This window comes from Geomonas silvestris (assembly GCF_014193515.1).
Lineage (GTDB): Bacteria > Desulfobacterota > Desulfuromonadia > Geobacterales > Geobacteraceae > Geomonas > Geomonas silvestris.
On the sequence record NZ_BLXX01000013.1, the window covers coordinates 39,441 to 55,917 of the forward strand.

General features: G+C 62.2%; 12 protein-coding genes and 1 riboswitch. Of the genes, 6 read left to right on the forward strand and 6 right to left on the reverse strand.

The window, feature by feature from the left end:
• Positions 1–79: 79 nt before the first annotated feature.
• Together mnmM and GMST_RS17940 are read right to left on the reverse strand one after the other, a co-directional pair.
• Complete coding sequence (gene mnmM / locus GMST_RS17935; protein ID WP_183356078.1) at positions 80–655, reverse strand: tRNA 5-(aminomethyl)-2-thiouridylate-methyltransferase MnmM; 576 nt, start codon at positions 653–655, stop codon at positions 80–82.
• A 1-nt stretch (position 656) separates the two neighbouring features.
• Positions 657–3,305 (reverse strand): MMPL family transporter, encoded by a 2,649-nt coding sequence (locus GMST_RS17940; protein ID WP_183356079.1) that lies wholly within the window; start codon positions 3,303–3,305, stop codon positions 657–659.
• 223 nt (positions 3,306–3,528) lie between these two features.
• On the opposite strand from GMST_RS17940, the gene shc reads away from it, so the two are divergent.
• From shc to GMST_RS17965, 5 genes are all read left to right on the forward strand, one after another.
• On the forward strand, positions 3,529–5,571 hold the full coding sequence (shc, locus tag GMST_RS17945; RefSeq protein WP_183356080.1) for a squalene--hopene cyclase: 2,043 nt from the start codon (positions 3,529–3,531) through the stop codon (positions 5,569–5,571).
• Positions 5,572–5,584: 13 nt separating this feature from the next.
• Positions 5,585–6,571, forward strand: coding sequence for a hopanoid-associated sugar epimerase (gene hpnA / locus GMST_RS17950; protein WP_183356081.1), 987 nt, complete (start codon positions 5,585–5,587; stop codon positions 6,569–6,571).
• A 405-nt stretch (positions 6,572–6,976) separates the two neighbouring features.
• A complete protein-coding gene (gene dxs / locus GMST_RS17955; RefSeq protein ID WP_183356082.1) occupies positions 6,977–8,881 on the forward strand; it encodes a 1-deoxy-D-xylulose-5-phosphate synthase in 1,905 nt (634 codons plus the stop codon).
• A 128-nt stretch (positions 8,882–9,009) separates the two neighbouring features.
• A complete protein-coding gene (gene hpnH / locus GMST_RS17960) occupies positions 9,010–10,008 on the forward strand; it encodes an adenosyl-hopene transferase HpnH (protein ID WP_183356083.1) in 999 nt (332 codons plus the stop codon).
• 244 nt (positions 10,009–10,252) lie between these two features.
• Positions 10,253–10,813: a four helix bundle suffix domain-containing protein gene (locus GMST_RS17965; RefSeq protein ID WP_183356084.1), complete on the forward strand. Its 561-nt coding sequence runs from the start codon at positions 10,253–10,255 to the stop codon at positions 10,811–10,813.
• Positions 10,814–10,982: 169 nt separating this feature from the next.
• Here the strand turns inward: GMST_RS17965 and tsaA are convergent, their stop codons facing one another.
• The 4 genes from tsaA to GMST_RS17985 all read right to left on the reverse strand — a co-directional run bounded on the left by tsaA (position 10,983) and on the right by GMST_RS17985 (position 15,827).
• Positions 10,983–11,504, reverse strand: coding sequence for a tRNA (N6-threonylcarbamoyladenosine(37)-N6)-methyltransferase TrmO (gene tsaA, locus GMST_RS17970; protein WP_183356085.1), 522 nt, complete (start codon positions 11,502–11,504; stop codon positions 10,983–10,985).
• Positions 11,505–11,553: 49 nt separating this feature from the next.
• Entirely contained in the window at positions 11,554–12,630 is a 1,077-nt protein-coding gene (locus GMST_RS17975) for a sensor histidine kinase (RefSeq protein WP_183356086.1), read from the reverse strand.
• 266 nt (positions 12,631–12,896) lie between these two features.
• Positions 12,897–13,757: a response regulator gene (locus tag GMST_RS17980; protein WP_183356087.1), complete on the reverse strand. Its 861-nt coding sequence runs from the start codon at positions 13,755–13,757 to the stop codon at positions 12,897–12,899.
• A 111-nt stretch (positions 13,758–13,868) separates the two neighbouring features.
• Positions 13,869–15,827, reverse strand: a complete 1,959-nt coding sequence (locus tag GMST_RS17985) for an ATP-binding response regulator (protein WP_183356088.1) — start codon at positions 15,825–15,827, stop codon at positions 13,869–13,871.
• A 74-nt stretch (positions 15,828–15,901) separates the two neighbouring features.
• A riboswitch (cyclic di-GMP riboswitch) is annotated at positions 15,902–15,978 on the reverse strand.
• A gap of 282 nt (positions 15,979–16,260) precedes the next feature.
• Between GMST_RS17985 and GMST_RS17990 the strand changes: the two genes are divergently transcribed.
• On the forward strand, positions 16,261–16,398 hold the full coding sequence (locus tag GMST_RS17990) for a hypothetical protein (protein WP_183356089.1): 138 nt from the start codon (positions 16,261–16,263) through the stop codon (positions 16,396–16,398).
• The last annotated feature ends 79 nt before the right edge of the window (positions 16,399–16,477 follow it).

Genomic DNA, 16,477 nt, shown 5'->3' on the forward strand with positions numbered 1-16,477 from the left:
CACCCTATCCCTATCCCACCAGGGGAGAGGAGAAGTCGGCGCGACCCGGAAAGGCTACCACTGCGAGTTGGGCTGTCGACTACCGCACCTTCTCCACGAAAACCAGATACGGCGCAAGCGGGGGACGGTTCAGCTGGCGGCAGCTCCAGACGTTGAACTCTCTCGGAGACAGCCCCGCGGCCCAGGCCTCCACCGCACCCGCCTCCTCCGGCCCTCCGTCATGCCCGGTGTAGAGTGCGACGGTCAGGATCCCGCCGGGCTTCAAAAGCCCCGCGGCCTGGGTAAGTGCTGCCACGCTATTCTCGGGGACGGTGACGAGCGCCGCATCCCCTCCCGGCAGATACCCCAGGTTGAAGACGGCCGCGGCCAGTTCGCCACTCACCAGCTCTCCAAGCCGCTCGTGGCCGGCCTCGACGAGCCGGACCCGCCCCGAAACCCCGTGGCGCTCCAACAGTTCGCCGGTTGCCGCAATGGCCCGCGGCTGCACGTCGAAGGCAACGACCTCGCCCCCCTCCCCTACCAGCTCGGCCAGAAGCAGCGTGTCCTGCCCGTTGCCGCAGGTCGCGTCCAGCACCCGGTCGCCTTCCCGCACCCGCTCTTTCAGGTAGAAGTGGGCCAGCGGCACCGCGCCGCGCAGGCTCTCCGGTTTTTTCACGCTACTTCTTTCCGGCCAGGGTGAGGACCGCCGGCAGCGTCACCATGAAGGCGATCTGGCAGGCCACCATCCCCAGGGACATCACGGCGCCGATGCTGAAGACCCCCTGGTGGTGCGCCACCATGAGCGCGCCGAAACTCGCCATGATGGTGAGGGTGTTCAACAAAACCCCGACGCCGGTACTGCTCATAACGACCGAGGCGGCACTCCCCTCCTCGCGGCGGAAACGGTTGATGATGTAGATCCCCGAGTCGACCGCGATCCCCAGCACAAGCGGCATCACGATGATGTTCGCCGAGTTGAAGCTGACCCCGAAGAGGTACATCCCGGAGACCATGAAGAGCACCCCCACCACGAGCGGCACCAGCCCGATCAGGGTGAACTTCAGACTGCGGAAGGTGACCAGGAGGATCCCGACGATGGCCGCAAAGGCGTAGATGAAGGCCATCCGGTAGGCGTCGCGCATGATGGTCATCGACTCGTAGACCATGACCGGCTCGCCGCTTGCGTGCGGGTCGACGCTGCGCACCTGGTCCAGGTAGTTTTTCAGCGGCTTCAGGTCGAAGATCTCCCCCTTGGGCGCCACCTGCAGCATGAACTTCCCGGTCTTCCCGACGAAGCGCGCCCTAAGCTCGGGCGGGATATCGGCGTCGGTGATCGGGGTGGCGTTCAGGCTCTCCTTCAAGAGCCCGATCTTGTCCGGGAGGTCGCGGAACATCCCCCCCTGGAAGTCGGAGAGCATCCCCACCGCGTTTCTATCCTTCTCCTTCTCAAGCCCCGCGAAGAACGTGTCCAGGATGGCGAGGAAGTTCCCCACCGGCTTCGCCTCGGGGCGTTTTTCCGCCACGAGCTTCTCCTTGAACTTCACCGTCGAGGTGCGGAAGTTCTCGAACACGGTGGGGAGCTCCATGAGCGAGAGCTCCTCCTCGTACTTGCCGGGATTGATCCCCGAGAGCTCCTGCCGGATCGCCGCGAGTTCCGCGAGCTTCTCCTTTTGGTGGTCGGGGACGAAGCTGTCGATGCTCACCACGTGGTCCACCGCGGGGAGCGCCTCCAGCGCCTTGGTCTTCGCCGCCACCTCCTCGCGGGTGTTGGCGGTGACCGCCGCGAAGTAGCCGGCGTTCTCCTTGCTGCGCATGAGCTTGTAGGCGTAGGTGACCGACTCGAGCCCCTTGGCCTGCAGGTTCATCAGGTTGTAGTCGAAGGCGATGTGGGTGAGCGGGTAGAGCGAGCCCGCGCACAAAAGCGCGGTAAGCGCGATGACCGCCTTCGGGTGCCCGAAGATGAGGTTGAAGCGCCTGCCGTCGGCCGCCGGCCGCACGGGCTTTACCTGTTTCGGTTTCCTGAAGCGGGAGAGGAGCACCAGCATGGCGGGGAGCACGGTGAAGGTGATCGCGACGCAGATGGCGACCCCTCCCGCTGCGATGATCCCCAATTCGGCGATGCCGCGGAAGTCGGTGAAGACGAAGGTGAGAAACGCCGCAGCCACGGTGGCCGCCGCCATGACGATGGCCCAGACGTTGCGGTTTACCCCGGTACCGATCGCTTCGAGCTCCGGTACTCCCTGGCGCAGTTCTTCCTGGTAGCGCAGCACCACCTGGATCCCGTACTCGATGCCGATACCGATCAGCATGATGGCGAAGACCATGGAAAGTATGTTCAGGTGCCCGACGGCCAGGGTCGCAAACCCGAAGGAGAGCGAGATGGCGACCAAAAGCGACACCATCGCCGCGATCACGTTCAGCACCCCTCTAAACGCCAGAAGCAGGAGGACCACGGTGAGCGCCAGCGAGACGATCGTGGCGAACGAGATGTCCTTCTGGCTGGTTGCCATCTCCTCGTTTTCCAGGACCGGCGAGCCGGTGAGCCCCGCCTTCACACCCTTGAACTCGGGAAGCGCCTTCAGCTTCGCAACCTCGGCACGCACCTTGGCGATTGCGGCGACCGCCGGCACGAAGCCGGTGCTGTTTCTCACCGGCAAAACGGTGAGGATCTGCTGCTGGCCGGCCTTGGCGAAGGAAGATTCGGAGTTCATGAAGACCGTTTCCAGCGACGGGGGAGATCCCTTCCCGGCGCCGAAGGTGGTGAAGCCAGCCCCCAGCTTGTCCAGCATGAAGACCAGCCCGGGGAGTTCGTCCCCTTTTCCGGCCACGTAGTTGTCCATCCGCTTGGTGAGGTGGGTGAACAGGGTGGAGACCTTGGGCGCGGCGGAGAGTTCCTGCAACACCGGCGCCGCGAGGCTTAAGTTGCGGTGCAGCTCCTTCAGTTCGTCGAGCGACATGAACATGAGACCGTTTTTCTGGAAAAACGGGAGCGCAAACGGGTAGAAGACGTCGGCGAAGACCTTCTTGTCTTTGGCGAGCTCCTGGTAGAGCCGGCTCCCGAAGGCGCCGGCGCGCTCGGCGTCCTTACTCTCGATGACCACCACGATATCTTCCATGTCGCCGAACTCGGCGCGCCAGGTCTTGAAGTCGCGGTTGAACTGGGTGTTCTTGGGCATCAGGTCGTCGCGCCCGGTGAGAAACTCCATGCGCTCGGCGGTGAACCAGAGGGAAAGCCCCGAAAGAACAAGGGCAACAGCGAGGACGAGCCAGGGGTGGCGTGAGGCGAGCGAAAACAAAAGGCCGCGCTTTTGCGGAGTCGTAGTCATAGAAGGTCTCATGGTCACTTTCATTTATTGGTGAGCCGAACCTATCACACCGCGTCCCGAGAAATCAAGAAACTGCAGCAAACCTCGATTTTAATTAGCAAAATTCGGAAATATCCACAAAAAGGGGTGTACCTTTCTGTCAAATTATGGTATGTCTCACAGCTTGTAACAAACAGCAAAATCGTTACACTGAGCTAATCTGCAATGATCAAAGGAGTTTGTGGTGACCTCCCTCTATAAGCACCCCATATCACACGCACTGACTTCATTTAACGGTAACACTACCGAAACGGAGCAGCCGGCCAGCCAGCAGCAGGGCGGCAAGGTGCATCATCTGCCGGCGTCCATCTGGAAGAGCAAGCAGGGTAAATCCAAAAGCCCGCTCGACGTTGCCATTGAGGCGAGCCGCGATTTCTTCTTCAGAGAGCAGCTCCCCAAGGGGTACTGGTGGGCTGAGCTAGAATCGAACGTCACTATTACTGCCGAGTACGTGATGCTGTTCCACTTCCTGGGAATGGTCGATCACGAAAAGCAGCGCAAGATGGCAAACTACCTCCTCTCCAAGCAGACCGAGGACGGTTCCTGGACCATCTACTACGGCGGCCCCGGGGACATCTCCACCACGGTTGAGGCCTACTTCGCCCTGAAACTTGCCGGCTACCCGGCCGAGCACCCGGCCATGGAGAGGGCGCGCACCTTCATCCTCGAGCAGGGCGGCATCATCAAGACCCGCGTCTTCACCAAGATATTCCTGGCGCTCTTCGGCGAGTTCGCCTGGTTCGGCGTGCCGTCCATGCCGGTGGAGCTCACCCTGCTCCCCAACTGGGCCTACCTGAACATGTACGAGTTCTCCAGCTGGGCCCGCGCCACCATCATCCCGCTCTCCATCGTCATGGAGAAGCGCCCGGTGAAGAAGCTCCCGCCGGCGGCCAGGATCCAGGAACTCTACTTACGCCCGCCGCGCCCCATCGACTACACCTTCTCCAAGGAAGACGGCATCCTCACCTGGAAGAACTTCTTCATCGGCGTGGACCACATGCTCAAGGTGTACGAGTCGAGCCCGATCCGCCCGTTCAAGAACAAGGCGCTGGCAGCGGCCGAGCAGTGGGTCCTGGAGCACCAGGAGCACACCGGCGACTGGGGCGGCATCCAGCCCGCCATGCTGAACGCCATCCTGGCGCTCCACGTGCGCGGCTACGCGAACGACCACCCGGTCATCGTGAAGGGGATGGAGGCGCTCGCCAACTTCTGCATCGAAACCGAGGACGAGCTGGTCCTGCAGTCCTGCATCTCGCCGGTCTGGGACACCGCGCTGGCCCTGAAGGCGCTGGTCGACTCCGGCGTCCCTTCCGACCACCCGGCCCTCGTCAAGGGCGCCCAGTGGCTTCTGGACAAGGAAGTGCGCAAGCCCGGCGACTGGAAGATCAAGGCTCCGAACCTCGAGCCCGGCGGCTGGGCCTTCGAATTCCTGAACGACTGGTACCCCGACGTCGACGACTCCGGCTTCGTGATGATCGCGCTCAAGGGTATCCAGGTGAAAGACAGAAAGTCGATGAACGGCGCCATCAAGCGCGGCATCGACTGGTGCCTCGGGATGCAGAGCAAAAACGGCGGTTGGGGCGCCTTCGACAAGGACAACACCAAGTACCTGTTGAACAAGATCCCCTTTGCCGACCTCGAGGCGAACATCGATCCGCCCACGGCCGACCTCACCGGCCGCATGCTCGAGCTCATGGGGACCTTCGGCTACGCGCTGGAATACCCGGCGGCCACCCGCGCCATCGAGTTCCTCAAGGAGAACCAGGAGCCCGAGGGTCCCTGGTGGGGGCGCTGGGGGGTCAACTACCTCTACGGCACCTGGAGCGTCCTGTGCGGTCTCTCCGCCATCGGCGAGGACCTGGAGCAGCCCTACATCAAGAAGGCGGTCAACTGGATCAAGTCGCGCCAGAACATCGACGGCGGCTGGGGCGAGACCTGCGAGTCCTACCACGACCGCACCCTCATGGGTATGGGCGAGAGCACCCCGTCGCAGACCGGCTGGGCCCTGTTGGCCCTGATGGCTGCCGGCGAGGCCAACTCCTCCACCGTGGCGCGCGGCATCCAGTACCTGATCAGCACCCAGAAAGCCGACGGCACCTGGGACGAGACCCAGTACACCGGCACCGGTTTCCCGAAGTACTTCATGATCAAGTACCACATCTACCGCAACTGCTTCCCGCTCATGGCCCTGGGGACCTACCGGGCGCAGACCGGCGGCATGAACTGACGCGGGAAAAGGCATGAAGGCATTTGTCACCGGCGCCACCGGTTTCTTAGGTGCGAGCATCGCCCGCGAACTTTTGAAGGACGGCTGCGAGGTGCGCGTCCTGGCCCGGCCGGGTTCGGACCGCCGCAACCTGGAAGGTCTCGACGTCGAGGTTTGGGAAGGGGATTTGAGCGACCGCGGGGCGTTGATCGGCGGGCTCGCCGGCTGCCAGACCCTGTTCCACGCCGCCGCCGATTACCGGCTCTGGACCAGGAACCCCGCCTCCATGTACGAGGCAAACGTAGGCGGGACCCGCAACATCCTCGGCGCCGCACTCGATGCCGGGGTGGAAAAGGTAGTCTACACCAGCAGCGTCGGCACCCTGGGGAACCCTGGGGACGGCCGGCCGGGGGACGAAAAGACCCCGGTCAGCTTTGCCGACATGGTGGGGGACTACAAGAAGAGCAAGTTCCTGGCCGAGCGCGCGGCCGAGGAGTTCCTCCCCAAGGGGCTTCCCCTGGTGATCGTGAACCCCTCCACGCCGGTAGGCCCCCGGGACATCAAGCCGACGCCGACCGGCAAGATCATCGTCGACTTTTTGAACCGGAAGATGCCCGCGTATCTCGACAGCGGCCTCAACATCCTCGACGTCGAGGACTGCGCCCGCGGCCACATCCTGGCGGCGCAGCAAGGGAAGATCGGCGAGAAGTACATCCTGGGGAACCAGAACCTGACCCTTGCCGAGATCTTCCGGCTCCTCTCCGAGGTGACCGGTCTCAAGGCTCCCAGGGTGAGGCTCCCCTACCGCCCCATCCTCTGGGCCGCCTATCTGAACCAGGGGATTTCGGCCCTGACCGGGAAGGAGCCGCTCATACCGCTTGCCGGCGTGCAGATGGCGGCGAAGTTCATGTTCTTCGATTCGGCGAAGGCCGTGCGCGAACTGGGTCTTCCCCAGCGCCCCGTGAAGGAGTCCTTGGAGCGCGCGGTAGAGTGGTTCCGCAGCCACGACTACGCGAAGTGATGAAGGCGAACGGCTGTTCTAAGTTCTAAGTTCTACGTTGAGAACCTCGAACCACCGCATACGGAGCCTATAGAAGGTTTTCCCCCTCGCCCTCTGGGAGAGGGTCGGGGTGAGGGCGCCGGCAGCACCGCCAACGCCGATACGAGATAGTCGGTTTTAACCTAGAACATAGAACCTAGAACATAGAACCGTTTCTTTTTTTCGACTACCCAACCGAAGCATCTACCGTCTTCGGTTTTCAACCTACAGTTAGTTTCGGTAGTACGTCCCGGCTGCACTCTACAATGGTGTTGAGCTCATGCCGGGCGGTAACAACCCCAGGGGCGGCTTCCGCTTTTACGTAGCACCTAGAACGTAGAACATAGAACCGCTTCTCGGGGTTGCGGGGTTCTCGAAAGGAGATCCATGTACAAACAACTCGGCAAAATCAACAGTCCAGGCGACCTGAAGAAGCTGTCCGAAGAAGAGCTCTCCACACTGGCCGACGAGGTCCGTGCCTTTTTGCTGGAGACCGTCACCAAGACCGGAGGGCACTTAGCCTCCAACCTTGGGTGCGTCGAGCTCACCATCGCGCTGCACTACTGCTTCGAATCTCCCAAGGACAAGATCATCTGGGACGTCGGCCACCAGGCCTACACCCACAAGATCCTCACCGGGCGGCGCGACAAGTTCCACACCCAGCGCTGCTACAAGGGGATCAGCGGCTTCCCGAAACGCTCGGAGAGCCCGCACGACGCCTTCGGCGCCGGCCACTCCTCCACCTCCATCTCGGCCGGCCTCGGCATGGCGGTGGCCCACAGCCTCGCCAAGGACTCCGCGCGCACCATCGCGGTGATCGGCGACGGCTCGCTCACCGGCGGCATGGCCTTCGAGGCGCTGAACCAGGCGGGACACCTAAGAAAGAACCTGATCGTCGTTCTTAACGACAACGAGATGTCCATCTCGAAGAACGTCGGCGCCCTCTCCTCCTTCATCTCCCGCAAGATGACCGGAGGCTACTACCGCAGCCTCAAAAAGGAGATGGAAGGGGTTCTCTCCAGCATCCCGGCCATCGGCAGCAACATCCTGAGCTTTGCGAAGAAGGCGGAGAACTCCCTCAAGGGGTTTCTCACCCCGGGCACCCTTTTCGAGGCCCTGGGCTTCGAGTACGTCGGTCCCATTCCGGGGCACGACATCCCCAACTTGCTGAGCGTTCTGGAGAACGTGAAGAAGATGGAGGGGCCGATCCTGCTGCACGTGATGACCAAGAAAGGGAAAGGGTACGAGCCGGCCGAGCTGACCCCGGACAAGTTCCACGGCATCGCTCCGGTGAAGCCCGCGGGAGCTGCGTCCAAACCCGCGCCCCCCTCCTACACCGCCGTCTTCGGCGACACCCTGGTGAAACTGGGGGCCGAGGATCCCAAGGTCGTGGCGATCACCGCGGCGATGCCCGATGGCACCGGTCTCACCCCGTTTGCCAAGCGTTTCCCGGAGCGTTTTTTCGATGTGGGGATCGCCGAGCAGCATGGGCTCACCTTCGCAGCCGGCCTTGCCGCCGAGGGGTTCCGCCCCGTGGCCGCCATCTACTCCACGTTCACCCAGCGCGCCTACGACCAGGTGTTCCACGACATCTGCCTGCAGAAGCTGCCTGTTGTCCTGGCGCTCGACCGGGCCGGCCTGGTGGGCGACGACGGCCCGACGCACCACGGCGCCTTTGACATCTCCTTTTTGCGCCATCTCCCGGAACTCACCGTGATGGCGCCCAAGGACGAGAACGAGCTGCAGCACATGGTGAAGACCGCGGTCTACCACGATCGCCCCATTGCGCTGCGCTATCCGCGCGGCGCCGGCTACGGCGTCACGCTGGACCAGGAACTGAAAGCTCTCGAGATCGGCAAAGGCGAGCTTCTGGAAGAGGGGAGCGACCTCTCCATCGTGGCCATCGGTTCCACCGTCTATCCGGCACTCGAGGCCGCCGACCTGCTTCGCGAGCGCGGCATCTCGGCGTCGGTGGTGAACGCCCGTTTCGCGAAGCCCCTGGACCGCGAGCTGATCCTGTCCCAGGCGGCAAAGACCGGTGTTCTGGTCACCGTCGAGGAGAACGCCCTCATGGGCGGTTTCGGGTCAGCGGTACTCGAGCTCCTCTCCGACGAGGGGCACACCGCGGTGCGCCTTAAAAGGATCGGCATCCCCGATGCCTTCATCGAGCAGGGGAGCCAGGCGCAGCTGCGCGCCGACCTCGGTCTCGACGGCGCGGGAATCGCGGCCACCTGCGAGGCGTTTTTAAGCGCCGGCAAGGTAGCCAAGCCGCAGCTTTCGCGGGTGAAATAACCGTAGCACCCAGGTAGCAAACTCACGGGACAGACAAAGGGAGGGGACGTACCCTTTGACTTGTCCCGTTTTTCTGTGTCACAATGCCGAGCAAATTTCTGCAGTAACTCAAGGGGATGGATCTCAACATGCGTTTTCCCATGCGACTCAACTACGATTTGACCAAGTACATCGTTTCCAACAAGCTCCAGAAAGTGGAGAAGTACCCGCTGGTGCTGATGCTGGAGCCTACTCACCTGTGCAACCTCGCCTGTTCGGGGTGCGGCAGGATCAGGGAATATGCCGATACTATTCAGGACATGCTGACCCTGCAACAGTGCCTCGACTCCGTCGACGAGTGCCCGGCACCGGTCGTCACCATCACCGGTGGCGAGCCGTTTCTCTACCCGCACATCTACCCGCTGATCGATGCGGTCCTGGAGCGCGGCAAGCACATCTACCTGTGCACCAACGCCCTCTTGCTTGAGAAGGCGCTCGACAACATGAAGCCGCATCCCAACTTCATCCTCAACATCCACATGGACGGGATGGAAGAGACCCACGACCGGATCCTCGAGCGCAAGGGTACCTTCAAGATCGCCATCGAGGCGATCAAGAAGGCGAAGCGTCTGGGCTTCCGGATCTGCACCAACACCACCATCTTCAAGGAGACCGACCTGGTCGAGATCGAGATGCTCTTCTCGCACCTGCGCGATCTCGGTGTGGACGGCTTCCTGGTGGCGCCGGGCTTCGGCTACGAGGCAGTCGGCGAGAAGCTCTTCCTCGAGCGTCGCGAGATCCAGAAGAAGTTCGAGCAGGTCTACGAGATGAGCAAGCGTTTCTGCTTCTACTCGACCCCGATGTACCTGAGGTTCCTGAAGGGGGAGAAGCAGCTCGAGTGCACCCCGTGGGGCAACCCGACCCGCAACACCCGCGGTTGGAAGGCCCCCTGCTACCTGATCACCGACGCCCACTACCCGACCTTCAAGGAGATGATGGAGAAGACCGAGTGGGACAAGTACGGCGTGGGCAAGGACCCGCGTTGCGCCCAGTGCATGATGCACTGCGGATTCGAGCCCTCCGTCGTCGCCGAGATCGGCAAGAGCTGGAAAGACATGTGGGAAATGTTCCTCTGGAACATGACCTAGGCAGCCCCAGCCACCTTTTTGCACGCACAAAAGCCCGCTGGTCTTCGGACCAGCGGGCTTTGTTTTTTGTGGCTGAGCTGCTTAAATGACAAAAAGGACACCAGGGACAAACAAGGACATCAAGTCAACCAAACTGCGATAAAATTACCCGGTGCCCTGCGTTACCTTGGTGTCCTTGGTGTCCTTGGTGTCGTTCAAGTCCTTTAAGCCCCTAAAAAACTAACCCGCAACACCGGAGGCTGACATGTCCACCGGTTTTATCCCCAAGCATGGTGGTTACCAGCAGCTGCTCTCCTACCAGAAGGCCCAAATCGTCTACGACGCCACGGTGTATTTTTGTAACCGTTTCATCGACCGGCGCAGCCGCACCCATGACCAGATGGTGCAGGCTGCACGCTCAGGCAAGCAGAACATTGTCGAGGGAAGCATGGCATCGGGGACCTCCAAAGAAACCGAGATCAAGCTCACCAACGTCGCAAGGGCGAGCCTGGAAGAACTCCTGGAAGACTACCGCGACTTCCTGCGCACTCACGACCTCACCGAATGGTCCAAGGACCACCCCTGCGCCATGCGTCTCCGGAAGCTGAACCGCATCCCTAGTGCCGGTTACGACACTTTCCGCAAAGGGATTGAGCACCCGGATCCAACCATCTCGGCCAATGTCATCATCGGCCTCATTCGAGTGACCAACTACCTCCTGGACCGGCAACTGGCCCAACTTGAGACAACATTTCTCACAGAGGGCGGTCTGCGTGAGCGCATGACCCGCGCGCGCTTACAAGCGCGCCGCAGTTCACCAGACTAGACCAGCCACGTGAAGCCTCTTCAGCTTCCCACGCCCCCTTCCGTCCTTTCCGTCCCTTCCGTCCTTTCCGTCCCTTCCGTCCTTTCTGTGCTGGTTGCCTTACAAAAAGAGCCCGTGGAAAGGCATCCCTCTCCACGGGCTAGTAAAGCAGTACTGGATGCACCTTCAGCTACCGCGGCCTCCTGGGTCCCGGCGCCGAGTACCGCCCAAGCTTCGCGTCCATCTCATCTATCCATCCCGCCCGTGAATCCGGGAAGGCGTCCGCGTAGGGGACGTACGGCTTTATGTCCAGCACCGGCGTGCCGTCCAAAAGGTCCACGCCGCGCAGCTTGAGCGTTCTCCCCTCGACCTGCACCAGCTCCACGGCGGAGAGCCCGATAGAGTTCGGGCGGTGCGGGGAGCGGGTGGCCAAGACGCCGCGCTTCGGCCCACCCCGCGGCGGCTTCACGGTGCTCTTCCACCCTTCGCTTAGGTGAAAGGCGAAGATGAGCCAAAGCCTCTGGAAACCCGCCAGATCCTGCAGCACCTTCTCGTCGAGCCACCCCGCCAGCTCCAGGGTCGCCAGGGCCTGCTCGCCGGTCTCGGTACCTTCCACGACCGTCGGTTGGTGCGGCGCATCGATGCGGCGGGCGTAGGGCGAGCGCAGGATCCCGATGGGGCGATAGGTAAAATCGTGAGCGTCTGTCGTCATGTCAAATGGTTCTTTCCACGGTCTGATCCCCGAAAGAAGGTGGCGCCCCTCAGCGCCCCGCGACTCCCATCTCGACGCAGATCGTGGTCCCGGCCCCAGGCTCGGTCTCGATCCGCAAACTACCGCCCACCAATGCCGCGCGTTGCCTCATGATGGTGAGCCCCCACCCCGTGCCAGCTCGTTGCTGGTGCTCCCCCTTGGGCTGGAACCCCTGCCCGTCGTCCCTTATCGAGAGGTGCAACAACGCCCCCTTGATGTCCAGGGAGATCCGGACCTCGGTGGCTGCGGCGTGCTTGAGAACGTTGTTGAGCGCTTCCTGGGTGATCCGGAACAGGGCAAGTTCCGCCTGCGCAGGAAGCCTCGGCAGAACCGGACTCAGCCGCAAGCTGAGGGCGAGGCCCGTTCTTTTCGAGAACTGCTTCGCAAAGTCGGTAATCGCCCCTGCCAGCCCGAACTCTTCCAGTGGCAGCGGGTGCAGCTCGACCATCAGATTCCGGACGGCACCGTTTATCTCCTTGGCCAACCGGCGCGAGTCGTCAAGCGTCGCCACGAGGTTCTTGTCGACCCCGGCCGGCAGGTTTTTCCTGAGGTAGCCCAAGTTGAAACCCAGAGCCGAAAGTTGCTGTCCGATATCGTCGTGCAGCTCGATCGACACCTCTTTGCGCAACTCCTCTTCGAGCGCGATCAGGCGCTGCGCGTAGCCTTTGAGCACCTGCTCGCTCTGCTTGCGCTCGGTCACGTCCTGCACCGTGCCCGAAAGCCGCACCGGTACCCCGCCCTCATCCAGCGTGGGGCGTCCCACGTTGCAGAGCCAGCGTTCCTGGCCGTCCGGACGGGTGATGCGGAACTCGTCGGTATATTCGTTTTTTTCCCTCAGGGCCCGGTCGACCTGCTCCATGACCCGGGGGAGGTCCTCAGGATGGACCAGTTTTGCGAAGCTATCGAAACCGCCGTCGAAATCTTCGAGGCCGACTATCGCGAAGGTCTCCGGAGACCAGGTGACCGCGCCGGTCTGCAGGTCCCAGTCCCAAAGTCCCATTTTGGAAGCGCTCAGAGCCACCCGCAGCCTCCAGTCGAAGGCCGGCGCAGGTCCGCCGGTGGGCTCCATTTCAGCTTTTGACGTCAAAGAAAACACCTCACCATCACTCTTTAATCCCCGGGATGAAGCGCGCCAACCGGTCAAACGGTGTCGAGGCCACCGGAAAAGGCGATGGCCCAAGGAAGCAGGCGCGCCTTGCCGGGTTCAAAGGCATGATCGTGCTAGTTCATTAAATTGTCAAATTGAAATTGTAAGGGCCTCCCCTGCCCTGGCAACATCCCTTGCCTCCCCCTTCGGGCGGAGTCGGCACCCGGCTCTCACCGCCCTGCTGCAAGCAGCCCCAAACTCCCTCTTCAGTACTCTTCGGACATGCTGAGCGCACGTTCGACTTTCACGGCAAGAGTGGCCTCCCGCAACGGTTTGGGGATGAAATCGAAAAAGCCGCGCCGCAGTGCGGCGGCCTCCTCGTCAACGGTGGCGGTGGAGGTAATGAGTATCACCGGTATCTTGGCCGTCTCCGGAAAACTGCGCACCGACTCCAACACCGCGTACCCGTTCAGTTTCGGCATCTCCTTATCCGTAATCACCAAGTCGGGCCGTACCGAGACGATTTCGCGGAACGCCTCCATTCCGTCACAGGCACTGACCACGTGGTACCCTTTCCGTTTCAACGAAGACCCGATGAATTCCCGCACCGCCTGGTCGTCTTCCACCACGAGCACGCATTTTTTGTCCCGTGGCGCTGCGGAAGCCGACTTGAGGTAGTGGGCCCTGATAGCCAGCATGATTTCGCTGCGCGCGGCGATGTACGGCATGATGACCAGCCCCTGCTTCTCGGCAAGCGACTTGGCCAGATCCAGGGTCTGGGGATCGCTGATGGCGACGGCGAGCTTGCCGTCCTGCATCTTCAGCGGAAACAGGTAGTGCTCCATGGCCGTCTTGAACGGTACCATCCTGAGCAGCTCGTCAGGGTACCGGTACAGGTGGAAGTCGTTCAGGAACTTGAGGTTATGCTGCTGCGCCAGGGCTTCGGCGAACTCGTTGGGGGTGACGAGCCCCAGCTCCTCGAGCACGGTCCCGAAGCGTTTCCCCTTCTTTTTGGCGAGCACCACCAGCCGTTCCACCGTCAGCGCAGACAGTATTCCCTTCTCGACAAAAATCTCCCCCAGCCTCTTTTTAGGGGTGCCTGCCTCGGTCTGCTGCTCGTCTGCCATCGTCCCGATCTCCATGATATTTGCTGCCCCCGTAGCCTTGCTTAAGGTTCTACCGGGTTTTCCGAGGAGTGATGCCCTGATGGTCCCTGCCCACAGAGCGCGTCGCGGGAATCAGAGTTCTTTTTTCAAAAGCCTCATCAACAGCTGCCGCACCTGCTCCGGCCGGTAGGGCTTGGAGACGAATCCCGCAAGCGGGTCCTGGCTTATCGTCGCAGAAATCTCGTTGTTGTCGTACCCGCTGCAGATCACGATCGGCACGCTCTTTGAGAGCTTGCGCATCTCCCGGTACGCCTTGATGCCGTCCAGGTCCGGCATGGTGAGATCCATGAGCACCAGGTCGATCCCCGATCTGCGCTCTGCGTAGAGGCGGACCGCCTCCCGGCCGTTGACCGCCTGCAGCACCGTAAACCCCATCCCCTCCAGAAGCCTCGCCCCGATCTCCCGCAGCGCGGCCTCGTCGTCCACCAGGAGCACGGTCCCCTGCCCGCTCGGCTGCCGCTCCCCTGCGGCCAGCGCCGGCCGCGGCGCCGCCATTTCCGGACCGGCAGCCGCGCTCAGCGGGAAGTAGACCTTGAAGACCGTACCGGAGCCGGGGGCACTCCTCAGCTGCAGCGCACCCTTGTGCGACTTCACGATCCCGATGATGGCCGACATCCCGAGTCCGCGCCCGGCGAACTTGGTGCTGAAGAACGGCTCGAAGATGCGCTTGCGGGTCTCGTCGTCCATGCCGCAGCCGGTATCGGCCACCTTGAGGCAGACATAGGGGCCCGCGGGGATCGGGTTGCCGAGAAAATCCGCCTCCTGCCCCGGGAACAGCTCAGCCGAGGAGAGCTCGACCGTCACCGTCCCGGCGTGCTCGCCGATGGCCTCCGCGGCGTTCACGATGAGGTTCATGATGATCTGCTGGATCTTGGCCCGGTCGCCGGTGATCTCCGGCAGCGCGCTTACCTCCTCGAACTCGAAGGAGACGTTTTTCTTCATGGCCGAGCGCAGCATGTCGACCATCTCCTGCACCAGCCGTCTCAGGTCGACCCGGGTCTGCACCAGGGGGCTCTTGCCGGCGTAGGCGAGCATCTGCCGGCAGAGGTCGGCGGCCCGGCTGGCGGCGAGTTCGATCTGCTGCAGGTGGGCGCGCTGGTCGCCGTCCCCGTCATCCTTGGCGAGGAAGCAGTGGCCGAGGATGATCATCAGGATGTTGTTGAAGTCGTGGGCGATCCCGCCGGCCAGCACCCCCAGGCTCTCCAGTTTCTGGGCCTGCTGCAACTGCTGCTCGAGCGCCAGGCGCTCCTCCTCGGTGCGCTTTCGCTCGGTGATCTCCCGCGCCACGTGCACGCAGGCCACGAGCTCCCCCTGGAGGTCGTAGAGCGGGGACGCCGTGAGCTCGAAGAAGCCGTCCAGGGTCTTCTCCTCGATCTCCTGGCGCTGTTCCCCGCCCGAGGCCATCAGCCTGCGGAAGGGGCAGAAGTGGGGGGGGGTGGAGCGCTGGTGGAAGACTTCGTAGCACTTGCGTCCCGGCAGGTCGGCGGGGCTCAGGCCGAAGCGCTCGGCCATGGCCCGGTTGGCACGCGAGATGGTGTGGTTGGTGTCGACGATTAGGATGAGATCGGAGACGGCGTCGAAGGTATTTTCCCACTCGCGCTTCCCCTGGCTCACCTTTTCCTGGATCTTCCTCCGTTCCTGGAGGATCAGCCACTCCTTGAGCGCCAGGCGGCCGAGTTGCGGCAACGAGGCGAAGGTATCTGGGGACTTGGCGAGATAGTCCTGCGCCCCGGCCTTGATGACGGTCACCGCAGTGCGTGCGTTTGGCTGCGCTGCCAAAAGGATCACCGGACAGATGCCGAAGGCCTTGGCGACCAGGGCGTTGTTGTCGCCGTCGGCTAAAAGGTAGTCGGCGAGGATCAGGTCGGGGGAATTGAGTTCCAGGTACGCATACGCGTCGGAGAGGTTGTTGAGCGAAAGAAACCGGTAAGCGTCGGGGGCGGCCTCGAAGGCCTGGCGGATCGAGGCGGCGGCATCCTCGTCGTTTTCGATCAGCAGAATAGCGGGAGAGGCGGGATTGTCGCTCAGCATGGGGCCTCCGAAAGTTCACTGTGCATGCCCCGAACGCAAAAAAACCGGGGCCGATATCATGAGCGTGATGATATTTCGGCAACCCGGCTGTCTCAGGGAGACCCTATAGGCTTTCCGCCCCACCCTCGCGGATGGTTGAGTATTATCGTGTACCAGCTGTTATGTTAGATCCGCAATATCACAGGAAAATACCGGTGTCAACTCTTTAAGTGCCGAGAAGGCAGTATGAGGACAACCTTCTCTCCACTTACTCCTACAGAACATCCTTCCCGCCCCCGCAGCAGCGTATCACTGCGGCAGATCTGCGTCCGTGCCAGAACACCCTGAAATACCAGTTTCCACGACCTTCCCCTCAGGTACAGGCAGCTTTGCCGGTCCGTTCCGAGAAAACCATTGCAGCGATCGCGGTCCGCATGTTTGCATTATTCATAATATGATGCGTCACAGCTGGAACGGGAACACCCTGCCGGACGAGATCATAGCCGACTTCGCAGACGATGGGCTGCACTACAACGTGGAATGCCCGATAGTGGTGTTGCAGTTCCTGACGGCACCACCCATGGCAGCCTAGGCGTCAGCTGCGAGGCCGTTGATCTGCACAGGGCAATTGCCGGAGAATATCTGAAGGGCGATCTCCGCCGGCACCACGC